The sequence below is a fragment of the Chitinophaga flava genome (genome assembly GCF_003308995.1).
Lineage (GTDB): Bacteria > Bacteroidota > Bacteroidia > Chitinophagales > Chitinophagaceae > Chitinophaga > Chitinophaga flava.
Map to the genome: position 1 here is coordinate 213,453 of NZ_QFFJ01000001.1, position 25,671 is coordinate 239,123.

Here is a 25,671-nt window from a genome sequence, read left to right on the forward strand (position 1 = left end):
TCCCGGTATTGGTCAATGCCACACATGCAGGGGAAAGCGGCAAAAGCGGATAAATCATTGAAGAGCGGAAAAATGTCAGCAGGAAAACCATCGACGTTTTTGATATCAACAGTATAACTGCTGTGCCAAGTAGCCTGGAGTATAAGCACCAGACACTGGACTTACCTCAGTCCTGCTGAACACATCCATCCAAGGTGAGCGTAATGGAAGGATACTACATGTGAAATACATTGAACTTATGACCATCAGGATCAACAAACACAAAACCGTAATAACCCTTTCCAAACTCTTCTGGCCTGGAAACTATTGTTCCTCCCGCTTGCTGCACCTCTTTTTCCCAACTGTCAACCTCTTCCCTACTGTCAGCAGAAAGGGTAAACACAATTTCATTCCCCGCTTTGGTATCAATTATTTGTCCCTTTACACCGGGTTCTAGTACATCCTTCAAAAAGAAATGGATGATAAAGTTTTCTTCGCCAAAGAAGAAACTAGTTAGTTCGTCTGATGCTCCGTTTTGTTTAAACCCGAGTTGTTTATAGAATTTAGTGGTTCGTTCTAAATCACTGACACCGAAATTGGCCCAGATTTTTTTTGTATTCATAGCCTTAAAGGTTTTATGGTCAATAACTTTTTTCTTCAGGAAGTTACCTGAATTCCATCATACCTCAATCATTTATTTGCCAGTCATTTTTTCAGACACCACTTACTTTCTAATGCAGTTTTAATTAACATATAGATAATATTAACAGTGATTTATAGATTAAACCTTTTTGTCTTGATCCTGTCTATAGTCACTATGTATTATAATTAGTAAAAGCACATGAAAACTCTATTTCTATACATTCTGTTACTGCCGTCAATACCTATATTCGCGCAGCAACACGATAGCAGCTCCACTACCGTACCATCGCACCAACGGGATTCACTGCCGGCTACCGGCAATGAACAAACGATAACTGCAGATAACAACAGACCCAGGTCGCATTTTGGTACAGGTTTGCAATACCTGAGTGACAACGTATATACCGGTAGAAACGACAGTACCCATATCCCGTATTTGTCTGCTACATTGGGCTACTATCACAAATCGGGACTATATGCAGAGGGTATTCTTTCTATGTTAATGGATAATGGTAATCGTGTGGATGCAGGTATACTGACAGCGGGATATATATTTTCGCGGGGTAATTTTGATGGAGAGATCAGCGCCTCTAAATTTTTCTATAGTGATCTGAGTGATAACGTACGATCAGAAATGACTGGTGATCTGCATGCCAATGCTGAATATGATTTCAATGAAATTATCGCAGCTTCTGTTGATGGTTATATAAATTTCGGATCAAAAACCGACTATTCCGCAAGGGCCGCACTGGAGCATAGTTTCGACCTGTTCCACGATCACCTGAGCATCATTCCTACCGTATCAGCCACTGCAGGAACGCAACACTACTATGATGATTATTATAACAAACGTTACCTCAGTCCCGTGGTAAAAGTGAGTAAGAAAAAGAAACAACGTCAGTATCCAACTGTGGTGGCAGATATGAGCGGTGCATCCAACTTTACCATACTGGATTATGAATTAAGTCTACCCATATCTTATACCATTCATAAGCGACTCACTTTCTCTTTTGAACCCACTTATGCTATTCCATTGCACCCTGCAGTACTTACACTAACAACACTGTCTACCAAAGAATCAATAGTAAAGGTAGAGCCACTGAAGAACCTGTTCTACTGGTCTTTTGGCATTACATATAAATTGTAACCCGGATTTTAATTTACCATGCCAGGATTACTTTTGGCGGCTATAGCTTCTGTATATTATTTCTACCGCCTAATTGTTACCCAGTTCATTCATTTCCGCTTCAGATAGCTAAATATTCACTGCGTTCACGTTCTCTCTGACATGGTTAACTTTAGAACTGCCGGGTATAAGCAGGATATTGGATGAGTGATGATACAACCAACTTAATGCAATCTGTTAGGAGTATTGTATTGGGATAAAATGTTACTTTATGATAAAAGCTGACGACCTGGTAATCAACATAATGTAAATTTAGGTTTTGTTGGTGGTTATCATAAACGGGGCGTTTAAAATCATTACTTGTGCCTGGTCGATGAAGAAAAGACTTTATCTACCTGCAGTAGCGCCATCAAATCATTAGACTCCTCTACGATCCACTTATCTTCCGTTATCAATGTTTGGATTAACTGCTGTTGCTCACCGGTTAATAGGTCTGCTTCCAGGCCAGACAGGAGCGCCGGACTATCTGGATATCGCCAGAGACTTCGATGTTCGGTTAGCAAAATACTCCTGCCGGCTCCATTGGGTGTAAGCAGCTGAATCTGCGGTAGCTTCTCCTTTACACTTCTATAAATATCCAATCCATCATGGTCCCAATCACACATATAGTAGATTGGCAGATTTCTATGGTTGCTATACTTAAGCTTCTCCACGTTTCTACCGCCTGCATACCAGAGTTCTACCTTGTTATTCCTGGCTTTCTCTGGCATCTTTAAAAAATACAGGTTTTCACATAATACAATCGCTTTTGGGTGCAGGCATTGCATTACATATAAATATTGATGGTCTCTCGTGTCAGCAAATGTTTCGATCTGTAAAATAGTTTTGACTGCCCGCTCCAATGCCACACTTGTATCCAGGTGCTTTTCGTGCTTGAAGAACATATTGGATACGCCCCGCCGTGTTTCATTCGAATCAATTATTTGCTGGCGTATCTCTTGCAGAAGACCCGCCTCCATTTGTTCTTTCATTTCATGCAAGCAAAGAATATCTGTATCTTCAAACCTGCACTGCGGCGTATTCTCACCAATATCATCCAACAATTTTCTACATACATTATATTTATCTAAATAACGACTGCTATAGCTTTTTTCAAAAGAGGTCTTATTTCGAACCAGGATTTCATTTTTTGTAATAAGCAACTCTTTCGCCTGAGCAGCGTAATACTTAAATACCGGCTCTTTATCCAGGCTAGACCGGTACCTGGTCTTTCCCTCTACATATAACTCATGAAGTGATTTGAATGTCTGCCAGTTCATTAGTTCTTGTTTTTTAAAAAACTACTCAAATCCATTTGCATTCTATTTGTTCTGAAATAACTCATGATCTTGGGGTAATTGATATCCTGATTACTTTTCCCTGGTATCAGCTGATGAATGTACCATCCACCATCGTCTCCAACAGCATAGGGCTTTGGCGTCATCGTGATTATCTGATAACCATATTGCTTCGCAATTTCCGGGAACAGTCCAAAATTAACATTATCCAGGGTCGCGGATTCTTCCAAGATAATAAAACGTAAACCTGGTCTGTCGCCATCCTGTACAACAGACAACCTGGCGATGCCAAGCAGGGCCAGCGCGGTATAACTTTCTCCGGTACTACCGGAAGTTTCCCGATGTCGCTCATCCGTTAACTTTCCTTTTAATTGGAAATATCGTTTTGGATTCAATAAGTCGGTGAGGGAAACACGAGACTTGTTGCCAGAATATTTCATATATAATTCCTCTATTATATGATCTGGTTTTACGTCTTCAAATTCACCTACATCTCCCAGGTTCAGCGACAATTTCCGAAGATGTTCAATCCATTTAATATCCATTTTAGGCGCGGGATTGAAGTCTATCTGGAAATAAAATCTTCCACTAATCAGTTTACCTTTAAAGAAATCATTTAATGATTGCACCAACTCTTTATAACGGTCAAAATAACTCTCTGTTTTACCAAACACTTTTACCAGGTTACCTAGCAAGTCATCTGCAATAGACAACAGCTCTGCATTCAATGTCTCTAAATGACCAGTTACATCATCTAACGTACGAATCTTCCTACCTAACAGCGCCTGCTCCAATATATCAAATGAGTAAGCATTGTTACGGATCTGTTCATGTACACGAATATCCCTGGACTGTTTTGTTTCCTCAAACTGGCCAACAACCTGGTTGTATTCATTGGTATAAGTCGATGCAGCATCTTGGTATGCCTTCTCCAATACGGTAAGGTTGATACTCCATGGAATATTCAAATCCGGTTCAGGAACGGGCTGCCCGGGATGTTTGTCCAGGAAATCCTGATGCAAGTCAGCATGACTATCATTTAATACCCTTAGCGTTTCTGACAGTTGTTCATAATTTTGCCGAAGGAGTGGCAAATTGTCATTTAGGGTATCAATGGCCGCTTTCTCAGTGTTATTACCGGACTTCAATTTTTCATAACGTTTACGCAGTCTTTGGTAATTCTCATCCAGTTGTTTACGCAACAGGTCATATTCCATTCCCTCCAGCGTAATATCGAAATCCTGCTTTGCCTTTTTTATTTTCTCTTCTTCTTCGGAGATCTGGTTCCTCAGATCTATAGCTTTAAAATTAACAATCGCACATAACGCTGCAGCATAAACGTGGGTTTTCAGTTTCGTAGCATCGGACAGGTCTATATCATAGCGATATTCCACAAAGCCCTCCGGTAATACGCCATTGGCAATGCTTTGAAGCCGGTATTTTTTTTGCTGACACTCAACAAGCCTGGCATTCAGTAGCTGTTTCAATTCGTCGATACTATTAATTTTTTCAAAATCAAAGCCAGGAATAAGCTCAGATGTCTCCGGAACAAATTCAAAGAGGGAACCCATTTTGATCCACCAGCCAGCATTGGTATCATCAGGTGAAATCTCTAATTCTTCCAGCAGACTTTTAGATGTGGTATAACGCATACCAGCTTTCGGATGCTGGGGTTTACTCAAGGAAACATCACGAAGGTATACCGCTACTGCTTGTTGTGCCTTGGTAAGTCCGCTGCTGGTCGACAATGCATTTAACAAGATATTATTCCCTTCTACCTGCTCTATTATATATTGAAATTGCAATAACTCTTTCTCTGCTGCTTCAACTTCCCTTTCCCTGCTGCGCAACCAGGTATCTTGTTTAATCTTTGTTTTTTCCATACTTTCCACTGTTGCATAACGCATCAGCACTTCTCTGGAATTTTCAATGCTTCTCTCATATTCCGATGCGTCTTTAGCCAACAACTCAGTTACGTTATCAGGCATTATCTGGACCATCAACCCAGTGGTATCAATGCCTAATATCCGTTGTTGCTGTTCTTTTAAGTCATCCAGACATGAGAACAAGGTTGGCAAGGATGTCAGGTTAGATAATTTTTTATACTCGGCATTAGCAAGGGTTTCAGCGAGACGCTCCAGCCTTGTATACTTATCTGTCCGTCCTTTTAAAAACGTCCATTTTTGTTGTTGAGACGCAACCATTTTCCCGATTTTCATCAGTTCATTACAGGCGATTTTTCGCTTATGAAGTACCTCTGTATAGCGAGCTATATCCAGTTTCAATCCTGTATCATCTTTCTCTGTATTGTACTGCTTCAGCCTTTTTAGCACCGCCTGTTTGGTAGAAATATCGCTTATTTGCCCCTTTGTTAATTTAAACTGATGCAGGAGCTTAGCAATTGCCTGTTCCTGGTTATTATACTCCTGGCTGATTTCTACCTCATCCTCCTCAAACAGGTATTCTATTAGACTGTAGGAGTTATCTATATTTAAGGCTTTTGATTTAGAGAATGATTGAATTACTTTGGCAAAGGCCCGTAAATTGCCTTCTTTTACCAGATTTATCGGAAGAATTTCATTCATATAAAGCCAGCCATAGTATTCATTTTTTTCTTCACGGGAACTGAAATAATGCATGTATAGGCGATGGCTGTCCGGCAGTACTCTCGCCAGATCATCCGGCGTATATGGATGACCGTTAGCACCCAATAAGTCATTACTATAGAGAAGTTCATCTTTGCCAAATGTATAGTTCTCTAATTTGTCTTTATCTAGGTTGATGGAAGATGTAATAATAAAGGTTTTTATCGGCTGGTGTCCTTGCGAGAAAATAGCCGCTCCAAGGGCAATGAAGCGACCTTCTGCCAGCTCTACATTGAAAAACACATAACCGACACCGCTTTCATAGGGAAGGTTTTCAACCCTTCTCTTTTTCTTATCTACCCCTTCAGTGGCAAATTTGACATACTTGGGGTCTCCAATAAACACTATCTGGAAAAGGTCAGCGATAATGGACTTCCCTACGCCATTAGCCCCAGTAAAGTCTGTTCTTAATGAATGTAATAGATAATCCTGGTTATAATGCTTGAGCAAACAGACAGTTGAAATTGAATATAGGTGCATACTAATTTCAGTTTATAATTTAATTTCTTGTAAAAAATCATCTATATTATCAATCTCATCCCGGTATAATTCAATGAAATGATGGATTGTTGGCAGGATAATAAACTGCATGCTTTCATCATTATCCTCTTTTTCTACTAACCCGATACGATTAAAAAAATTGACGACTATACTAAAATGTTTTCTGACACCTTCCCATTCCTTATCGGAATACTCAGACCTCATATCATTGAAAAACAACTGCTGGTAAGAATGCCTATGTTCGCCATGTTCTATTTCATATTGAATATCATCCCATTGAAATTTCTTATCGTAGCTGAAAAAGTTGGAAAAATACAGATTGGCTAATATACACGCCACAATAGTTGCCCTGGCCTCTAACTCTACGTACATTCCGGGATTGGTGAGTTTTCCCTTGCCCGTAGCCGGAAATTCGAGATAAAAATAGGAGGTACTGTCATTAGTCCTTTTTTCAAGCATTAATCCATATAACTGCGCATAGTACTGCACAAAATCCTCTTCAAACCTATCCAGAATGGAGAAAAGGTGCACAGATGACTGAAGGATATGTTTCCCCTTCAATAGCTCAATATTCAGCTCTGCAAAATGTTTTTGTATCTGCTCATGACTCAGGAATTGGAATGCCGATCTTTCCGCACCGTTACTTTCCATAATTGAAATGTATTTGATTGGTTACTTTGAAGCGTTTCTGTAATTTCAACATTTGCGAACGGACTCACTTTGCGTATAAACTCGTATCCCGTATGCACAGCCATTTCAAGGCCATTCTCCTCCTGCATAATATCCATTATCCTGGTGGTTAAATCCAGCTTTCCATATAATGCCAGGTCACTTTCCGCCTGGTCGCAATATTGCTGGATCAACTCCTGTTTTTTTAGTTCCAGCTCAAACTGAATTCGTTGCTCCTCCTCATATATCTCGTCTGTTTCCGGCGCTACAACGTTGGTCTTTTTAAGGAAACCCATATCATAATACCTCAGTACCCAGAAACGGAACTTTTGCGTAACTATATCTTTAGCAGGAAAACCAGTGGGAAGCTCCCAGGATTGTAGGTCTTTTTTACTGTTCTCCAACAGGTATATCAACAGTTTTTTCAGGTTTAACTTAAAATGAGACTGTGCACGTAAAGATTCCTGCAGCTCCGATATTTTTGAGGCAGCGAAGGTCATTTTCTGATTTATCAGGTCCAGCTGCTGATCTATCTTGTCAAAAAAAATTTTCACTTCATCTTTTATTCTTAATGCCTCCTTCCTGCAGTATAGCAGATACTCCTCCCCTGCCAGACTATCAGAACTTTTACGGTTAAATACCTCTGCGAGGTCACGCAAACTGTAATGTACATGGACCTTCATTCTTATCGCCTCTGTTATTTGTCTCGCCTTATCTCCCAACACTTTAAAATTCTCCGCAAACTCTTCCAACAGCTGTATCGCTGATTTATCGTCCATCTCGAGCACCTTATTCAGCGCTTTTACCGAATCATCCACAGAAAGCTTCAGGGCCTCTAAGTGTCCTAATACTATTTGCCTGGCATTATTATGAAATCCAAACTGGAACCAACTTTGCAAACGCCTGATATCATCCGATACATCATCCGGTAACCTAAAAAACTGCTCAAATGTATCTTTCAGCGGATATTTTAAATATGGATTATTTATCCGCTGTACCGCAATCTCTATGATCTTCTCTGCATGCGGCGTCAATACAAACCTGTTAGATTTAGATGGAATTCTCTCAATAAACGCACGAAGTAAACGCTTAAACTTCCGCTCCACCTGTATATCCTTCCCAGTCAACATAAAGGGTAAACGGGAGGTATCAATAATCGCCTGCTTGATTTCTGCATATTGAAATTCCTGGGAGTGATAGTTTATATATAAATTATATAAGGTAAGAAACTCAAAATCATCAGGGTAAAGTACTTCAAAGGCAGCTTTTATTTCTTCAATGGAAAAAGTTTTAGTGTTTTCAGCAAGCATAACAGGAGGGAATTATGTTTTTATTTATAAAGGATAACCCCAAAAATTAACAGCAAACTCCATTTAAGGGTATAGCAGGATTAACGATAGAGACAATCGCTACATACTTATCTAAAAATTATTCGAAATAGATAGTAAGTCAGACAGAAAATGTTTTGGTTAATACTTATTAATAGAGGTCTTTCTTTAACGCCAGCTCCTCTGTCAGGCCTATATTTATTTGCTCATTTGCATGACAATTTTGCACCTGCAATATATTTCTTGTTATCGAATTTAAAAGTTAAAGGATACGACTCCAATGCTGCAATTGAATATCAGTTCATAAAATGTATTCCCATAATAATAATTCATAAACTATACAACAGTAAATGTGAATTTACAAATTCGGTATATTGTATTCTTTTCATATTACCCATACACAACATGCATAACAGCTCATTAACAATTAGTAAAGTCAAAGAACTTTCCAAGTGAACATTTTCCCTATAACGTATTTGTAAAAAGATGGTATTAGCCTGACATCTCCCCCAATCCTCACATTTCAAATAACGATAATGCCAGTACGAAAACTTATCGCGACCTTGCTACTCTTGTTATCCTATCCAGCAGTTGATGCTAAAAACAAAACCCAGGAGCTAAATCTTATACTGTCTTTATATTCACTCCGTATCTTAACGGGTATACCTGTGTGATGGTTCGGGTGGTCCTGCTGCACGTCCCTAACTCATCTACAGTGATTACCGAACGTTCTGCTGCAAGGCAACTCCATTCGTGGAGCGGTACATGTCCGTCCCATACAAAGCGGGTTGGCCGGCCGTTATATTGTTTTTCAGGTAAAACGTCCTGATGATTCCCGAAACAATAAAGGCTACCTGTCTGGCAGCTTCCAGCTACCGGACAAAAAACTGACCCTTTTCCAGCTGTAACGGTTGGCAATAGGCCAAACTGGCCCTGAAACCCGTCTCGCTGATCGGTGCCAGGCTTTCCATATATTTCCTAAAAACTTTATCCATATGGTATTTACTTCATCCCGGAAAAAAATCTGTTTATTTTTTGTGAAACTACAAACTAATCGTAATATTGCAATAAGACAATGAGATTATGGGAGCAACGAAAACAGATCTATTCACGAAACAACAGAACGATATTGCCGCTATGGCAAAGGCGTTAGCGCATCCCGCCCGCATCGCCATCCTGCAATATCTCGTCCGGAAAAACGCCTGTGTTTGCGGTGATCTGGTAGACGAACTGGGCCTTGCACAGGCTACCACTTCCCAACACCTGAAAGAACTTAAAACCGCCGGCATTATCCAGGGTTCTATCGAAGGCGCCAGCGTATGTTACTGCATCAATCCCAAAGTATGGAAGCAGTACCGCGAGCTGTTCAATGCCTTCTTTAAAGACGTAGACCAGGCAGAAAGCTGCTGCTAAAATTTTTTGCCCACAACTATCGCAATATTGCAATAATACAATAATATCCATATCATGACTAACGATGAACAAATGAAAGAGATAGTAAGACAGAAATACAGCGAAATCGCTTTACAGGACAAGGCCACCAACGAGGCTTCCTGCTGCGGGTCCGGCTGCTGTTCTACAGAAGTATACAACATCATGAGCGATGATTATTCCACAATGGAAGGTTACAACCCCGACGCTGATCTTGGCCTGGGTTGCGGTTTGCCAACACAGTTTGCAAAAATAAAGAAAGGAGATACCGTTATAGATCTTGGCTCCGGGGCTGGTAACGATTGTTTCATTGCCCGGCAGGAAACAGGCGACACCGGAAAAGTAATCGGCATCGATTTCACACCCGCCATGATCGAAAAGGCAAGAGCCAACGCTGAAAAGCTCCAGTTTAACAATGTGGAATTTCGTCAGGGCGATATTGAAAAGATGCCCGTAACCGCCAACGTAGCAGACGTTGTTGTCAGCAACTGCGTGTTGAACCTGGTGCCCAACAAAGACGGCGTTATCAAAGAAATATTCCGCGTACTTAAACCCGGCGGTCACTTCAGCATTTCCGATATCGTATTACAGGGCAACCTGCCGGCCAGTATCCAGCAGGCAGCAGAAATGTACGCGGGTTGTGTTTCCGGCGCCATACAGAAACAAGACTATCTAGGATTGATCGAAAGCAATGGATTCAAAAACATCACCCTGCAGAAAGAAAAGACCATCACTATTCCTGACGATATTCTTTCCAACTACCTGAGCACTGAAGAAATAGCTGCCTTCCGTTCCGGTGATACAGGTATCTACAGCGTTACTGTGTATGCTGAAAAACCCGCCTGCTGCCCTCCGGGATGCTGTTAACACCGGCAACATGAAAATTCATGAAGCCTGCGGCTTCCGCATCATAGAACGCCGGGAACGGATCGGTAAAACGGACAACATCTGGCGAGACATGCTGTTACCCGAAAGGAGAAGTACTACCGTCGGCATTTAAATATATTCAGACAACATACACCATGCAAAATTGCAATCCAGCCCAACGCAAAAAACTGGGCTTCTTAGATCGGTACCTCACCTTATGGATATTCCTGGCAATGGCCATCGGCGTTAGCATAGGATACTTCTTTCCATCATCTTCCGGCTTTATCAATTCTTTTTCTACCGGCACCACTAATATTCCGCTGGCAGTAGGGCTCATTCTCATGATGTACCCCCCACTGGCAAAAGTGAAGTATGAAAACATGGGAGAAGTATTCCGCAATACCAAAGTATTATCGGTATCCCTGTTACTGAACTGGATTGTCGGCCCTATCCTGATGTTTGCGCTGGCGGTCCTGTTCCTGCATGGCTACCCTGAATACATGACTGGCCTTATCCTGATCGGCCTTGCCAGATGTATCGCCATGGTAATCGTATGGAATGAACTGGCAGACGGCAACAGAGAGTACGCCGCCGGGCTGGTCGCATTAAACAGCATCTTTCAGGTATTGTTCTACAGCGTATATGCATACGTGTTCATCACCTGGTTACCTACTGTATTCGGTATGAAAGGTATTACTGTAGCGGTATCCATCGGAGAAATCGCAAAAAGCGTTGGCATCTACCTGGGTATTCCGTTTGCAGCGGGTGTTATCAGCCGTTACGCGCTCATTGCATGGAAGGGTGAAAAATGGTTTCAGGAAAAATACATTCCCTTCATTTCCCCAATAACCCTGATCGCCTTGCTGTTCACCATCATTGTAATGTTCAGTCTAAAGGGAGAACTGATTGTACAAATTCCTTTTGATGTAATCAGAATAGCGATCCCGCTAGTGATATATTTCGCTATCATGTTCCTGGTTAGTTTCCTGTTGGGCAAAGTAACTGGTGCAGACTATTCCAAAAACGCCTCCATTGCCTTTACCGCAGCCGGTAACAACTTTGAACTGGCTATCGCCGTAGCCATCGGTGTTTTCGGTATCAACTCAGGTCAGGCTTTCGTTGGTGTTATCGGACCACTGGTGGAAGTACCTGCGTTGATCGCCCTGGTAAACGTGGCCTTCTGGCTCCGGAAAAAGTGGTACAGCGAAAAACCGGCTACCACCGCTACTATAGAAGCATAATATTATTTCAAGCAACTAAAAATATTTTGAGATGACGAACACAAAAATGACCTGGCAGATATTCAAAGAACAGCTGGAATTGCACCCTGATCAGATTTTACAGTTTCAATACGCAACAGACAAATGGGTAGATGCTTCCTATCATATCACAGAAATCAAACAGGCTCCTATCACCTCTGTTGACTGCGGCGGTAAGATGAATGCCTGGACAGAAATCATTGTTCAGTTGTGGGAACCGGAAGAACAACAGACCGACAGAGCCATGGCCGTACACAAAGCATTAAAAATAGTGAACCTGGTGGAGGCCAGTCTTCCGCTGAATCCGAACGCAGTAGTGAAAATTGAATTTGGTAACTCCGCATTCGATACCCGTCAGATGTACCCGAACGAAATCGTCGCTGACGGCGAAAACCTGATCGTGAACCTGCAACCTGATGCCACCCAGTGCAAGGCCACAGATCGCGGCCAAACCTGCGGTACACCCAAAAACAAAACACTGGAAATACCGGTTTCAATAGAAGGTGGTCAGGCTTGCACCCCAGGCGGTGGCTGTTGCTAACTACAGATCAAATACAACTATGAAAAAAATATTAGTACTCTGCACCGGCAACAGTTGCCGCAGCCAGATAGCAGAAGGATATCTGAGACATTTTGCCGGCAACAAGGCCGAGGTTTACAGCGCCGGTGTGGAAACACACGGCGTTAATCCGAAAGCCATTGCTACCATGGCGGAAGATGGAATTGACATTTCCCATCATACCTCCAATAACATCTCCGAGTATAGCAACGTCCCTTTTGATTATGTGATCACGGTTTGTGACAACGCAAAAGAAAGGTGCCCCTTCTTCCCCACCACTGCACAAAAGTTTCATGAGAATTTCCCAGACCCGGCAAAGGCTACCGGTACCGAGGCAGAAGTGATGCAGCAGTTCAGGGAGGTAAGGCAGATCATAAAAACATATACCCAATCCTTTGTAACAACACATTTGTAATCATCCTAACAGATTGTCAAAAAACTATTTATGAAAATTGCTTTATTCAGTGACGTACACGCCAACCTGCCTGCATTGGAAGCCTTCTTTAAAGACGTTGAGCAGCGGAAGCCGGATGCCATCTATTGCCTGGGCGATCTGGTTGGCTACAATATCTGGCCCAATGAAGTCATCAACGAAGTGCGTAAACGGGGTATTCCTACCATCGCCGGTAACTATGACTTTGGTATTGGGCGCAGCAGCGATGATTGCGGCTGCGCCTACAAAACAGACACTGAAAAAGCGAATGGAGCCGTGTCCATTTCCTTTACCAACAGCATCGTAAATGAGGAGGAGCGCCGCTATCTGCGCACACTACCTGCACATATCAAAGTAGCGTTTCAACCCAACAACGATAAACTGAACCTGCTGTTAGTACATGGCAGCCCGCGTAAAATCAACGAATACCTGTTTGAAGACCGGGAAGAAAAAAGCATGCTCCGAATTATGACAGATGCCGATGCTGATATCATGTGCTTTGGTCACACACACAAACCTTATCACCGAATACTGCCTACTACACCGGAAGAAAATCAGCACTACCGCCATGCCATCAACATCGGCTCCGTGGGCAAACCGAAAGATGGTGACCCCAGAGGCGGTTATGTAATACTGCATATCAACGACAACAGCAGCATTCATGATAAAGACAGCATACAGGTGGAATTTGTCCGTTTTGAGTATGATGTAGAAAAAGCAGCCAAAGCGGTAGAAGATAGTCCGCTGCCGAATGAGTTTGCAGATATGCTGAGGAAAGCCTATTAAAACAGCAACAGTATGTTACAGCAACCGACAATCATATAGGAACAGTTTAATGCAGAATTAAAGCGTTTCATCTGTCAGAAGATAGAAGAAGACAGCCATTGCTGGGTTCTATCAATGGACATTGTATCAGAATCATTTTCTTTCCTGAAACCGTATAGAATGATTCAAGAACTGTGCTATTGGTTATGAGTAAGTCCATTTGGAATTGTCTTCATTTAAACCAGATGAAATATGTAATTGCTGGAAGGAGTGATTGTTCTAAATTCGTTTTATGCAAGAACAAGGAATGAATTTAAATATCAGGTACGATGCACCGCGGGAAATATGGGATAAAATTCCTTTTATTTACACTCAGCTTAATGGTTGGTTGGGTTTTGGAGAAGGTGGTGATCTCGGCGAAGAAGGAATACCTTATTGGTTTAGTTATAATGAGAAAGAGAAGCATATCTCTGCATCAGTAGAACCTGGTGGTTTGCAATTTACAGGATTAATGGACGATACTGATTGGCAGATTTGGGTTAAAGAAATTAAACATATTGCGACCAGAGAATTAGGATATAAAGTTGGAGAAATTGAACTGGGAGAGGTTGATTTTTAGACATCTCTCACTCCCCTCTTCTCTTAAACCTTCAGGTTAGAATATAATTAAGTTGTATTAATCATGACTTAAAATACAAAAAGGCTCCCAAAGCAGCCTTTTTGTATAAACCTGTCGAAATCTGCCCGGAACTGGAAGAAAGGACCTACAGGGTATCAACGTACACTATGGATGATACCACACCAGTGCAGGAACCAGGTAAATTCTATAAAAAGTCTACTCCAAAAAGCTTTACCAGGTCTTTCCATTTCTTCATCTCTTCGGAAGTCTGTTGCTGTGGAACGAATGTTTTTTCTGTACCACATGGAGCAGACAGATACCAGAAGTATTGATCAAATGCACCAGGTGTCATCACGATCATGTTTTTTACGTAGTCGCTTTTTACCACAAAATGATGCGGCACCTTCCTGGGGGCAAATACTACATCGCCGGCTTTAGCATGTATAATCTGGTCACCAATATAAAAATCCATTTCTCCTTCTTTGATAATAAATGTTTCATCTTCATATTCGTGCACATGCCTGGGAGGTTCGCTGCCTTTCATGGCAGTACCATCTATAATGGAGAGGGCATTATTGGTTTCCTTTGAAGTCAACAGGAAGTTAACAACGGCAGTACTGCCGCGGTATACTCTGCGCCTGTCTGTAGGGGCAAGGGTATCTGGCATTGGGTTGTTAGCCAGAAGTGCTTTTAATTCTTCTGTGATCATTGCTGTATTAATAATTATTATGGCATAGTTACCTGTATCAACTCCCGAAAGCAATTGTAGTTATGCAGTTGTATTCCGAGTAGCAAAGCAATTATATTTTAATAAGAATTAAAAGCCGCAGAACAGATTTCTTACAAGAATCAGTATAAATACGCATCTATGAGTAGAAACTCGTATGGCCAACAGTATTGTTAACAAGTACCTGATGGATTTATTCACGTATTCAAAAAAATCTGTCCCAAAAAGTATAAAACGAATTCATGGGTTTTCCCCATGCTTAATATACATTGCTAAAAATACCATTACTGTTTCGTAGCATCCATGCTATACCTGACCCCGGTCTGCATATAAATAGGTAATTAGAGCTGCCATTACTCAAATAGTCAAAAGGTATTACCTTATCGTAAGTAGATAACAGGTCGTATCCGGCTATACCCTGGTTGGAAGCATATACGTTGCTAAAAGTGCCATTATTGTTTCGTAGTATCCATAGTAACCCAGATCCTGGCCGGTATACTACAAGATGGTCGGCTTTCCCGCTACCTGTATAATCAAAGGTAAATACTTTGTCATTGCCTGATAACAGATCATATCCTGCTATACCCTGGTTGGAAGCATATACATTGCTAAATGTACCATTATTGTTTCGTAGTATCCATAGTATACCGGATCCTGGTCGGTATACTACAAGATGGTCAGCTTTCCCGCTACCTGTATAATCAAAAGCAAATACTTTGTCATTGGCTGATAACAGGTCATATCCTGCTATACCCTGATTGGAGGCATATACATTACTAAATGTACCATTATTGTTTCGTAGTATCCATAGTAACCCAGATCCTGGTCGGTATACTACAAGATGGTCGGCTTTCCCGCTACCTGTATAATCAAAAGCAAATACTTTGTCATTGGCTGATAACAGGTCATATCCTGCTATACCGTGGTTGGAAGCATATACATTGCTAAATGTACCGTTATTGTTTCGCAATATCCATAGTATACCAGATCCTGGTCTGTATATCACGAGATGATCGGTTTTACCGCTACTGTTATAATCAAAAGCAAATGCCTGATCATTTGTAGATGTCAAGTCATAACCATTTATGCCCTGGTTGGAAGCATATACATTACCAAAGGTACCCTGATTGTTTTGTAGTACCCAGAATAAGCCAGATCCTGGTCGGTACAATACGAGATGATCGGCTTTACCACTGCTGTTATAGTCAAAAGCGAATGTCTGATCATTTGTAGACAATAGGTCATAACCACCCAGCCCCACTTGTTTAGGTGTACCATATAAAGTTCTCAGTGCTATCTGATCGTTTGTATTAAAAGGGCGGTTTACATTGTTACCTGCACAAGCTAACATCCAACTATTGGGGTCTTCTGCAGTTGGGGTACCAGGAATATTAATCGCACCTACGCCTGCGTCACCTTCGTCATTAGGATTAGAATAACCGCAACTATAACCCCTGTTAAAGTAATCAGTATGTCGGAATCCAATTGTGTGCCCAATTTCATGTGCTATGATGGTAGCAATATAAGACTGATCTGGTGAGTTGCCAATGTAGCCGGCATTTAACAGAATAGGACTTGGTGGGTTACCCTGAGCATCCGGGAAACCAGCAGAACGGCCTAATATACCAGGTCCTAGATCAGCATTTTGAATGTCTATATTCCCTCCACTGTTTATCCGCTGAAAAGTGAGCCGAAGATTGAGTGCGTTATAGCGGGCAATTGCTTCATCTGCAGCAGCTATATAAGCGGGTGGCAGTCCTGTTACAGAGATCGTAATTACCCTGGTTCCAGATACTGATATTAAATTACGGGTTCTGTATTGTTCGGTTTTAGCAATACGTATCTGAGGAGAGGAACTCTTATTCGCAAGGCTTTTCTCTGAGAGGAATATATCGCCCTCTACTACATATCCGCCTTCTACTTTTATAATGCCATTAGTGCTAAATCCTTCGTTTTTTATTTTATTTATCACTTCTGTTTCAATTTCACTCTCTTTAGCTACCGTTTTAGATTCTTTTTTACATGATAGCATTAGGGAACAGAAAATAAATAGACCGGTTAAGACTTTCAGTAATTGAAATTTCATAGATAAAAGATTAAGTGCTGGAAAATAAAGTATTACAAATAACAGAGAGCAGAGCCATAGAATGTAAAATCAAGAGCACTTTACATTGAAACAATAGAAGCTGTTTTTTTTAATTGTTGCATCTTCTTATGGAAAATAGCTGGTAGGAATACAAAAAGGAATACGAATGATGAGGGTTTGGCCATTTCCATAAAGTTTATTTGATTTTGGGTTATAAATAAACAGTAGTGTTTTCTCTGGATTGTGTATTAAAATCTTTTGGGGCGACTTACTCTAGTTGTGAACAAGGCTAAAATTCAATTATCCTTCCCTTAAAAACGAGTCACGGCAGATTAGAGAAATGGTAGATGAGGTCCTCCCCCTTAAAATTATATCTAAGTTTTAATTTAGCAAAATCGTATATGCAACCTTTGGAAGATAAACAGAACTGAAGTAGACTAACTTTAATACCATTTTTAGAATTCTGTATCAATAAAATGTTAGTCATTTAGGCCTGAAAAGAATAAAACAGTGAAAATCGAACCAACGTAAGCTTTAATCAACAGGGGTCTTGCGTTCTTTTATCATAATCAGTATAAATCACAAAAATGACGATACCAGTATTGTCGGTTGGGCGGCATTTAATTTTAAAAGATCGAGCTTTTTTGTTGTAAAACAACAAACCAATCGCAATACTACAATAGAACGATAATACAATAGGGGCAACCAGAGCGGACTAGCGCAGACATTCGCACAATTGTTTTATAATACATTACAGGTAGTCTAATTCGTTGAGGCTATCCAGCCGGGCAAACCGTCATTGCCTGAAGAACAACCATGTCAGACTAATAAGAGAAATAAGACACCGTTGTTCCCGGATCTTCGGTTTTTTTTTCACTTCGTTGTGATTTTTTACGATAATAGTTTTCAATATTTAGTTGATCATATGTTCGTGTAAAGTTTGGCAACAACAATTTACTTTTTTATAACTGATATACTGTTGCTGTAACATGGAAGTAAATATAACGAGCCCGTTACAGTTATCTGTTACTGCTGTATAATTGCATTAATAGCAGGCAATGGTAGCTGCGTTGTACAAAGCGTTGTACCAGATTATGTTTCTGCTACCTGTTGATATACGTAATATGTTCCGATAGGAAAGTCGGCGGTACATCCCAGGTCATGCGGAGTTTGCGGCGGTAGCACTACATTCAGGTAAACTGTACTGACAAGCACGCTGCCATTGTAGGTTTTCTTCTCCAGCGTGACAGTGATCGTCCGGGTGGTATCCGGGTTATAAATAATGATTTCTCTACCTAGCCAGGTAGCAGCAGGGCAGTAGCCGCCGAAGTAAAAATAGGTGACAAAGAGCCGCCTGGCAGTAATGGCAGGTATGGTTGTAGTATTTGCATGGCCTGGTTGTCCGTTGTTTACAGGAGAGAGACTGAGCATTAGTGCTATGCTGAAAGCAACATGAAGATTCATAAAAAAGGCTTTGAGGGATGAATGATATGATCGTCGTGTTATTGAAGTGATACCTGGAGCTTTACATGAATACCCCAGTAAAGGTACCACAATACACTGCCAGGATACAGCAAAATGTGATCTTATCGCCCTTCTTACTCATTCTCTTCACAGCTACATATTTCCTTAAATAAAGCACTCCTTATTTGTTTCTTAGTGATTCTCCCAATTGCGTATATTGATCGTATGCCAGCAATTAATTTACCCGGACAACAATGATTTCCAAATATTATTCTACAACTATTTAGATACCCCACTATGTACCACGACGTTCATCCAACCGGGGCCCAAACATGATAATGGTAGTATAATGATGTAGTATGTTTACTACAAATACCGCTGGGATTTTTGGTATCCCAGTCCAACCCGCATTAATATCCCTCGTGTATAGTTAACAGTTAGCCGTTATTCATAGCGTTTTTAATGTTAAATCATAAGTATTTGACTGCGATTTTATTGCAGGATAAAAAAAGATACTTATCTTTTGGCGGAATTTATCACCTTTAAAACTTTAGAAACTATGAAACTCAGGCATCTGACGACTTCCATCATGGCCATTGGGCTATTTTTCATGGTTGCTTGTAAGAGCAAACCGAAAGATTCGGAAATCATGACCACAGTTAGTACAGCAGTTCAATCTATTCCTGGAGTAACTGCCAATGTAAAAGAAGGGGTAGTAACATTGTCTGGTACAGTAAGTACTGAGGAAGAGAAAACATCTGCTGAAAAAGCAGCTAAGTCTGTAAAAGATGTTAAGAGCGTGGTTAATAACATCACGGTTACGCCTCCTCCTCCACCTGCAGCACCTGTAGCGGTAACAGCAGATGATTCACTCAAAACTGCGGTAGCTGATGTAGTGAAAGATTTCCCTGGCGTAAAAGTAGACGTAAAAGATGGCGTATTAACAGTTACCGGCGAAGAGAAAGCAGATCGTTGGAAAACCTTAAAGATGGCATTAGATGCATTACATCCTAAAAAGGTAGATGCAAAAGGTTTGAAAGTAAAATAAGTCAGTCCATTTTAAACTAAAACATTTATGGCATTACAGGATAAATACAAAGATTTGCTGGATACAGCGACAGCATCTGGTGTTTCAGATCTGCAAGTTGCGGAACAGGATGGAGTATTGCATATTAATGGCACTGCTCCCAGCGGGGATGTTAAAGATAAGCTTTGGAATATTTATGGGCAGATAGATCCAAATTTTCTTAGCGGAGATGTTGTAATGGATATTCAGGTAGCTACCGCAGTAACCGGGGCTAAATTGACAGTAGTCACTGAATCAACCAATCTTAATATTCGTAAAGGGCCGGGAACAGATCAGCCAATCGTTGGAAAGGCTGCACATGGTGAAATTGTTACACTCATCAGTAAAATGAATGAGCAATGGTGGCTCATTCGTACCGATGATGGTGCTGAGGGGTATTCTTATGCACAATATTTACAACCTGCCTGATTACTATCAAAAAGAATAAAAAGAAGGTGTCTCAAAAGTAATTTTGAGGCACCTTCTTTCATTTTAGAAAAAATGGTCGAGCTATCTTGCCTATTATCTTTTCTGTCCTTCTTTACTCCTCATAATAATTCGGAAAATTTTCCTGCAACTTATGCCAATTTAGGCTCCGGATAAAGGGTGTTAGGTTTCCAAAAAATGCCTTTATTGAACGGAATAACGGTTCTTGATTTAGATGCCAAACAAAAGATCATTGGTTCGATATTCTCTTCAAAACTCATTTTTGATAGAAACGATTATCGAACCATTGAGCCTAACCCTATATTGGAGCTGATCGCCTTGCCTGTAAAGGATTTGGAAGTACTTAAAAAAGGAAAGGTCGGAGATATCTCCGACCTTTCCTTTTTAGTGCCCAGAACTGGATTCTTTACAGCATGCTTATCAATAAGTTGTTCTCTTTGAGTGTCAAATGAATGTCGCAAATTTTCAAATTCTTGAAAGTATGTCCTTTTTACACACTTTTTAGTACTTCTTCACCTGTCAAGGCAAATATAAAAAATGACCTTACTAAATTATCCAATCGGAAAAAATCGAACGGATATATGCATTAAAACAATTAACACTGCATGAAAAAATAAAAGCCGGAGATCATCTCCGGCTTTTATTGTAGGACGTTACCCCAATGCTTATCTTACCACTGTTGCTTCCAGTTCTACCGTCAACGTAGCAAATAATTCTTTAACACCCAATAAAGTAGTGGCTTGCTGGATACTGTACTTTTGAATAAAAGGCACATACACATCCATACAGGTTGAAAAAAATTCTTGTGTAGAGGTAGTATACACGTTCAGTCTTACAATGTTCTTGCACTCATAACCTGATTCGCTGATCAGCTCTTCCAGGTTCTGAATAGTTTGAATAAGCTGTGAACGCATGTCCGCACCGCTTGGTATCCCATTGGCATCTATCGCTACCTGCCCGGAACAATAGAGTGTTCCTGCTACATTTTTAACTTCTACTGCCTGTACTGAATTAGTGTTTTTGCCCCATGCCCAAGGGTCGAAAGTCTGCTTTTCCATTTTTGTTGACTATTAATTTGTTATTGATAGTGCAAACCTAAAACGGGGTTACGACAGCCTTATGTCAGGGGTATAAAAAAATTAGTAATATTTATCAAAATACTCCTGCAGCGTCATTTTATGCGGGGTGAAATTTTCGGAGAGAATTTCCAGTCTGGTAATCCTGTCCAGGCGGAAATACCTGAATGCTTTACGCATGCGGCACCAGGCTATCAGCAACCAGTTTTCATTGGTGCTGATCAGGGCAAAAGGCTCAAGGATCCTGTCTGAGGCTTTATTTCGCTCGTTACTGTATTTCACTTTTATTAAGAGAAAATTAGTCAGCGCATTTTGTAGCTGCGATATATTATTACTGTTTCTTTCCCTGTTTATATTCTGCTCAAAACGGGTACGGTCAGCGAGCAAGTTGGCTTTGTCTTTTTCCGGCTGCCTTAGCACTGCTTTTATTTTATCGATAGCCTCGGTGTAATCTTTTACAAAAGAAGTGTCTTTATTTTTTAGCACCAATTGCTCCGCCAGAATAAGCGCATTGGCCTGGCTTTCAGAAAACATCACCGGCGGAATTTTATAGCCTTCCATCAGCGTATACCCTTTTCCCTCTTCTGTAAGAATAGGCACCCCGGCCTGTTCCAATGCCCTGATATCTCTGTAGATGGTTCTTACATTGACATTAAATTTTTCAGCAAGGCTGGTCGCTGTCAACAATCGCTTTGTCTGCAATTGTATTAAGATAGCGGTTAGCCGTGAAAGTCGCTTGGTATCGTTTTCTTTCATTTTCAACTTGATCCGTTTTATAGAGGAAATAGTTGTTTTGGAATAGTGTTACTCCCGAAGTAATAGGGAAGCGCAAACAAACTGAGTGTCATTGTGGGTGTCAATTGAGTGTCGCAAATAGTGGGAGAAAGCACTAAAGAGCGTGGATCTTTGACACTCATAGAAATAAAAAAGGCTGTAGATCAGATATCTACAACCTTTCCTAGTGCCCAGAACTGGATTCGAACCAGCACACCCTTGCAGGCGCTGCGACCTGAACACAGTGCGTCTACCAATTTCGCCATCTGGGCAACTGATATTGTGATCAGGGAGCGCAAAGATAAGCACTCCCATTTATTTTCCAAACAAAAAGTAAATTTTTTTTCAGACTAACGGGAAAGCATATATTAATAATTGTGGATAAAACTGAAGGAGGTTACACTGAAAGCCACGCCTCCTTTGGCTACAAGGTACAGATCGTGTACACCTTCTGCATGTCGCAGGTTGCCGGTTAGTTTCAGGGCGTAGGTGCTGTCGCCGGTATAGGGGATATCGAGGGTGCCGATAATTTTGCCTTTAGGCTTGTCTATCCTGAATTCCAGCCTGGACCCGCTTTTCTTATGCTCACAGGCTACTTCCACCTGAAAGCCGATCTCTCCCATGCTGAGGTTTACTTGTGCAAAAGCCAGGTAACTCCCCTCTTTCATCTGGAATTCCGTAGCACGGTTACCTTTTTTAGCCGTCGGCGCTACTGCCTGCCCATAAACAGTCAGCTGCACCATGGCAAAAAATAGTAACAACAACAGCCTCATAAGGTATAGGATAGGATAGTTTGTTTTTAACTCAGAATGAAAACGTCCCCGCGGTTTCCTCCGAAAATTAATGATAAAAATTAAAATTAAGGAATTATGTAATATTTATATCAAAATAATAACATCATTTTATATAAAATAGTATCGACAATATATTTTTCCAAAAAATAGTACATTTGTACTAATATCATGGACACAAAAGAAAAAATACGGAACGCCGCCCTTAAATTGTTCAACGAACAGGGCATAGATGCTATCACTATCAGGCATATAGCAAAGGAACTGGACATCAGCCACGGCAACCTCCAGTATCATTATAAAAACACCAATGATATCATCCTCGTCCTGTTCAACGAGGTCAACGACGGCTTTACCCACCTCATCGGCATAAAGGAAAAACCTGCCACCATCACCTTCAGCGACTTCCGCAGCTGGACAGAACAACTGTTTGAACTTATCTGGCAGTACCGCTTTATCTTCCTCCACTTCGTGGAAGTGACCCGCCGCGTACCAGCCGTCAAAACCGTATACAGCAGCTGGGATAAATCCCGCGAAGAACAGTTCCTCCTGCTATTTGATGCACTCATCAAAGAAGGCGTCTTCCGGGACGACATCCCCGATCACATCTGGAAAAATCTTATCACACAGATATACATTATGGGCGACTTCTGGCTTTCCCACAATGAAATAAAACTAAACCTCAAAGGCAAAAAAGCAGTCCACCACTACTGCCAGGTGTTCTGCGATCAGTTCTATCCTTATCTGACAGCCAAAGGCCGGCAACAGGCTGACCAGGATCAGTAACCAGCTGATCCCTGTCATTTTCCCCGCTCCTGTTTCACTTCATCTTTGTGTGATAACACAATAAACTTTACACGTTGCGAATTGTTTACACAGATAAAACAGGAGACTATGGAACAAGAACTGATCAAACTAAGTCAATATATAGGTGCGCCCGCAGTAACCATCCTCGTTTCTACCCACCGCACCTTCCCCGATAACAAACAAGACAACATACATCTCAAAAACCTGATCACCCAGGTGGAAAAAGGGCTGTACGAACAATACGATAAACGGACTGTATGGCCCGTGCTCGATAAAATCAGAGAAATCGAAAGCACTATCAATCACGACTATAACCTGGACACACTGGCCATCTTCGCCAATGCCGATATGGCACAGGTTTACCGCCTACCCATCCCCACAACAGACCGGTATGTTATCAGCGACCGCTTCGAAATACGCCCACTGCTCAAAGCTATCCAGCAGAGCGAACACTACTATATTATTTCTATATCCAAACAGAAAATAAGACTGCTGGAAGCTTTCAATGATAAAATAGAACTCGAAATCCAAAACGAGGATTTCCCATACATCAACAACTACTACACCACAGATCCCATGCGGCTCTCGCAAGACATTGTCATTGACAACCTCCTGAAAGAATTCTTTAACACAGCCGATAAACGTTTTAAAAAATATTATGCAGCGAATCCCCTGCCTGTAATTTTATTAGGGAAAGACAGAAACCTGGTATTTTATGAAGATAACATGGATATCAAAAATATTGTGATCGCCAAACATCATGGTAGTTTTGATGATACCACCGATGCGGAAATAGCTAAAGTGACCTTTCCGCTTATCCAGCAATATATCGCCGGCAAACAGGAAGCTGCCCTGGAAAAAATCAGCCAGGCACAATCTGCCCGGAAACTGCTGGTAGAGCTGAACGATATCTATACTGCCGCCGAAAGCGGACAGGCTGATACCTTATACATGGAAAAAACATATTTCCCGCTCGGGCATATTGAAGACGGAACCATCTCCATGGGTAACGGCGACGGCTCTACGGATATCACCCTGCCAGTCATAGACACCGTACTCATCAAAGGCGGTAATGTCATCTTTCTGGATGAAAATACCCTCAACGAATACCAGGGCATCGCACTCGTCACAAGATTTTAATCATACACATTTTGCAGCGCAAACCGCGTTGGTGTCCACCAGCGCGGTTTTTTATTTTACCAGCGCCAGCCGCGCATATATCTCCATCATACCAGCCTGGGCCAACAACTCCTTCTCCGGACGTTTTCCCAGCATATGAGTGTTTTTATCAAGATCATGCTCCCAAACCCGATCTGCATAAGCCTGCATGGCATCTACATATTGCTTATAGCCATCTTCTTTATATAAAGCCAGATATCCTCTCAACAATACAGCATTAAACCAGTAAGAAGAACGAAACAAACCATCCCGGTAAAAACGGTGGTAACTACCCGCTGCAATATGTTGTGCTTCCTTCAGGTACTGCTGCTGATGTGTAATACGGTACAGCTTTACGTTGGCTTCCAGCATAGTGCCGGTATTATAAGTATACGCCGCAGAATCAATCCGGTTATTTTTCTGCGGTTTAATAGCATCCCAATACACACCATCTTCATCCCGCAGATAACGATTAACCCAGTTATACAACAACAATGCAGTATCCAGATAAGGCTTACGCTGGGTAGCCTCGTACAACTGCAGCGCCAGTAGTATCCCAGGCCCGTTGGAGCAGGTGTTTTTGGTGGTCTTGTCCCCCTCTCTCCAATAGAGTCCGCCACCGGTGATTGTATCATATCCCGTCATCATAAAACGATAGATCTCTTCTCCCCTGGTAAGATAAACAGACTGCCGGGTACGTTGCCACGCATCGAGGTAAGCAATACCGATCCATTGGTTGTCATCATAATAGCGGTCTTCCCTCCTTTCCTTCACTACATAGGAAGCATAGCCTGGCGCAGGAGGAATCGGATCATAATATTGTTGTATCGCAGCCGCTACAGGTGGCAGATAATTTTTACGCGGATGCAGCCGCTCCATTTCATTGGCAGCCTGCACCAGCGCACAAAGCCCCCACAGGTCCGCATGGGCATTGTGATTTTTACTGCGGTCGCTGGTTTGAATATACAAGCCAGTAGCCGGTTCAAACAGATACCTGGTGACCGCTGCCTGCAGCAGATCAGCCTTTTGCGCATTGGTTTGGGCCAATGCCATGGCGCCGGATAGTGTATACGCCAACGTTAGCCATGCCTTTCTGATCATAGTGTTATTTTATG

Annotated in this window: 27 protein-coding genes and 1 tRNA gene; 14 read left to right on the forward strand and 14 right to left on the reverse strand. The window is 41.5% G+C overall.

What is annotated here, in order from left to right; genetic code table 11:
* Positions 1-214: 214 nt before the first annotated feature.
* Positions 215-601, reverse strand: coding sequence for a VOC family protein (locus DF182_RS00695; RefSeq protein WP_113613774.1), 387 nt, complete (start codon positions 599-601; stop codon positions 215-217).
* Between the two features lie 219 nt (positions 602-820).
* Here DF182_RS00695 and DF182_RS00700 point away from each other — a divergent pair, with 219 nt between their 5' ends.
* Positions 821-1,768, forward strand: a complete 948-nt coding sequence (locus tag DF182_RS00700; protein ID WP_113613775.1) for a hypothetical protein — start codon at positions 821-823, stop codon at positions 1,766-1,768.
* A 108-nt stretch (positions 1,769-1,876) separates the two neighbouring features.
* Here the strand turns inward: DF182_RS00700 and DF182_RS32800 are convergent, their stop codons facing one another.
* The 5 genes from DF182_RS32800 to DF182_RS00725 all read right to left on the reverse strand — a co-directional run bounded on the left by DF182_RS32800 (position 1,877) and on the right by DF182_RS00725 (position 8,209).
* Complete coding sequence (locus DF182_RS32800) at positions 1,877-1,981, reverse strand: aldo/keto reductase (RefSeq protein ID WP_113613776.1); 105 nt, start codon at positions 1,979-1,981, stop codon at positions 1,877-1,879.
* Between the two features lie 122 nt (positions 1,982-2,103).
* Entirely contained in the window at positions 2,104-3,066 is a 963-nt protein-coding gene (locus DF182_RS00710) for a Wadjet anti-phage system protein JetD domain-containing protein (RefSeq protein ID WP_113613777.1), read from the reverse strand.
* Complete coding sequence (locus DF182_RS00715; RefSeq protein ID WP_147243301.1) at positions 3,066-6,209, reverse strand: hypothetical protein; 3,144 nt, start codon at positions 6,207-6,209, stop codon at positions 3,066-3,068. The genes DF182_RS00710 and DF182_RS00715 overlap by 1 nt, the downstream gene beginning before the upstream one ends.
* A 12-nt stretch (positions 6,210-6,221) precedes the next feature.
* Positions 6,222-6,881 carry a condensin complex protein MksE gene (locus tag DF182_RS00720; protein WP_113613779.1) on the reverse strand — a complete coding sequence of 220 codons (660 nt, stop codon included), beginning with the start codon at positions 6,879-6,881 and terminating at the stop codon, positions 6,222-6,224.
* Positions 6,839-8,209 (reverse strand): hypothetical protein, encoded by a 1,371-nt coding sequence (locus tag DF182_RS00725; protein ID WP_113613780.1) that lies wholly within the window; start codon positions 8,207-8,209, stop codon positions 6,839-6,841. The genes DF182_RS00720 and DF182_RS00725 overlap by 43 nt, the downstream gene beginning before the upstream one ends.
* A 1,101-nt stretch (positions 8,210-9,310) precedes the next feature.
* Here DF182_RS00725 and DF182_RS00730 point away from each other — a divergent pair.
* From DF182_RS00730 to DF182_RS00760, 8 genes are all read left to right on the forward strand, one after another.
* Positions 9,311-9,640: an ArsR/SmtB family transcription factor gene (locus tag DF182_RS00730; protein WP_113613781.1), complete on the forward strand. Its 330-nt coding sequence runs from the start codon at positions 9,311-9,313 to the stop codon at positions 9,638-9,640.
* A 54-nt stretch (positions 9,641-9,694) separates the two neighbouring features.
* Positions 9,695-10,525 (forward strand): arsenite methyltransferase, encoded by an 831-nt coding sequence (locus DF182_RS00735; protein WP_113613782.1) that lies wholly within the window; start codon positions 9,695-9,697, stop codon positions 10,523-10,525.
* Positions 10,526-10,535: 10 nt separating this feature from the next.
* Entirely contained in the window at positions 10,536-10,658 is a 123-nt protein-coding gene (locus DF182_RS32760) for a GNAT family N-acetyltransferase (protein ID WP_262511065.1), read from the forward strand.
* A 22-nt stretch (positions 10,659-10,680) separates the two neighbouring features.
* Positions 10,681-11,766, forward strand: coding sequence for an ACR3 family arsenite efflux transporter (gene arsB, locus DF182_RS00740; RefSeq protein ID WP_113613783.1), 1,086 nt, complete (start codon positions 10,681-10,683; stop codon positions 11,764-11,766).
* A gap of 31 nt (positions 11,767-11,797) precedes the next feature.
* Complete coding sequence (locus DF182_RS00745) at positions 11,798-12,325, forward strand: DUF6428 family protein (protein WP_113613784.1); 528 nt, start codon at positions 11,798-11,800, stop codon at positions 12,323-12,325.
* 19 nt (positions 12,326-12,344) lie between these two features.
* A complete protein-coding gene (locus DF182_RS00750; RefSeq protein WP_113613785.1) occupies positions 12,345-12,758 on the forward strand; it encodes an arsenate reductase ArsC in 414 nt (137 codons plus the stop codon).
* A gap of 30 nt (positions 12,759-12,788) precedes the next feature.
* Complete coding sequence (locus DF182_RS00755; protein WP_113613786.1) at positions 12,789-13,562, forward strand: metallophosphoesterase family protein; 774 nt, start codon at positions 12,789-12,791, stop codon at positions 13,560-13,562.
* 271 nt (positions 13,563-13,833) lie between these two features.
* Positions 13,834-14,160: a hypothetical protein gene (locus tag DF182_RS00760; protein ID WP_113613787.1), complete on the forward strand. Its 327-nt coding sequence runs from the start codon at positions 13,834-13,836 to the stop codon at positions 14,158-14,160.
* A gap of 205 nt (positions 14,161-14,365) precedes the next feature.
* On the opposite strand, the gene DF182_RS00765 is transcribed toward DF182_RS00760, so the two are convergent.
* The 3 genes from DF182_RS00765 to DF182_RS00775 form a co-directional block, all read right to left on the reverse strand.
* Positions 14,366-14,869 (reverse strand): cupin domain-containing protein, encoded by a 504-nt coding sequence (locus tag DF182_RS00765; protein ID WP_113613788.1) that lies wholly within the window; start codon positions 14,867-14,869, stop codon positions 14,366-14,368.
* Positions 14,870-15,146: 277 nt separating this feature from the next.
* Positions 15,147-16,919: a M57 family metalloprotease gene (locus DF182_RS00770; protein ID WP_245957342.1), complete on the reverse strand. Its 1,773-nt coding sequence runs from the start codon at positions 16,917-16,919 to the stop codon at positions 15,147-15,149.
* Between the two features lie 1,146 nt (positions 16,920-18,065).
* Positions 18,066-18,437, reverse strand: a complete 372-nt coding sequence (locus DF182_RS00775) for a hypothetical protein (protein ID WP_147243302.1) — start codon at positions 18,435-18,437, stop codon at positions 18,066-18,068.
* Between the two features lie 523 nt (positions 18,438-18,960).
* Between DF182_RS00775 and DF182_RS00780 the strand changes: the two genes are divergently transcribed.
* The 3 genes from DF182_RS00780 (at position 18,961) to DF182_RS00790 (ending at position 20,391) form a co-directional block, all read left to right on the forward strand.
* Positions 18,961-19,485 carry a BON domain-containing protein gene (locus DF182_RS00780; protein WP_211327016.1) on the forward strand — a complete coding sequence of 175 codons (525 nt, stop codon included), beginning with the start codon at positions 18,961-18,963 and terminating at the stop codon, positions 19,483-19,485.
* Between the two features lie 27 nt (positions 19,486-19,512).
* Positions 19,513-19,932, forward strand: coding sequence for an SH3 domain-containing protein (locus DF182_RS00785; protein WP_113613791.1), 420 nt, complete (start codon positions 19,513-19,515; stop codon positions 19,930-19,932).
* A gap of 195 nt (positions 19,933-20,127) precedes the next feature.
* Positions 20,128-20,391 carry a hypothetical protein gene (locus DF182_RS00790; protein WP_113613792.1) on the forward strand — a complete coding sequence of 88 codons (264 nt, stop codon included), beginning with the start codon at positions 20,128-20,130 and terminating at the stop codon, positions 20,389-20,391.
* 224 nt (positions 20,392-20,615) lie between these two features.
* Here the strand turns inward: DF182_RS00790 and DF182_RS00795 are convergent, their stop codons facing one another.
* The 4 genes from DF182_RS00795 to DF182_RS00810 form a co-directional block, all read right to left on the reverse strand.
* A complete protein-coding gene (locus tag DF182_RS00795) occupies positions 20,616-21,008 on the reverse strand; it encodes a RidA family protein (RefSeq protein WP_113613793.1) in 393 nt (130 codons plus the stop codon).
* An 81-nt stretch (positions 21,009-21,089) separates the two neighbouring features.
* Positions 21,090-21,782, reverse strand: a complete 693-nt coding sequence (locus DF182_RS00800) for a helix-turn-helix transcriptional regulator (protein WP_113613794.1) — start codon at positions 21,780-21,782, stop codon at positions 21,090-21,092.
* 206 nt (positions 21,783-21,988) lie between these two features.
* Positions 21,989-22,072 (reverse strand) — tRNA-Leu (locus DF182_RS00805).
* Between the two features lie 96 nt (positions 22,073-22,168).
* Entirely contained in the window at positions 22,169-22,573 is a 405-nt protein-coding gene (locus tag DF182_RS00810; protein WP_113613795.1) for a carbohydrate-binding protein, read from the reverse strand.
* A 189-nt stretch (positions 22,574-22,762) separates the two neighbouring features.
* Between DF182_RS00810 and DF182_RS00815 the strand changes: the two genes are divergently transcribed.
* Positions 22,763-23,377 carry a TetR/AcrR family transcriptional regulator gene (locus DF182_RS00815; protein WP_113613796.1) on the forward strand — a complete coding sequence of 205 codons (615 nt, stop codon included), beginning with the start codon at positions 22,763-22,765 and terminating at the stop codon, positions 23,375-23,377.
* A gap of 108 nt (positions 23,378-23,485) precedes the next feature.
* On the forward strand, positions 23,486-24,538 hold the full coding sequence (locus DF182_RS00820) for a baeRF3 domain-containing protein (RefSeq protein ID WP_113613797.1): 1,053 nt from the start codon (positions 23,486-23,488) through the stop codon (positions 24,536-24,538).
* Positions 24,539-24,589: 51 nt separating this feature from the next.
* Here the strand turns inward: DF182_RS00820 and DF182_RS00825 are convergent, their stop codons facing one another.
* Complete coding sequence (locus DF182_RS00825) at positions 24,590-25,657, reverse strand: glycoside hydrolase family 76 protein (RefSeq protein ID WP_211327017.1); 1,068 nt, start codon at positions 25,655-25,657, stop codon at positions 24,590-24,592.
* Positions 25,658-25,671 lie beyond the last annotated feature (14 nt).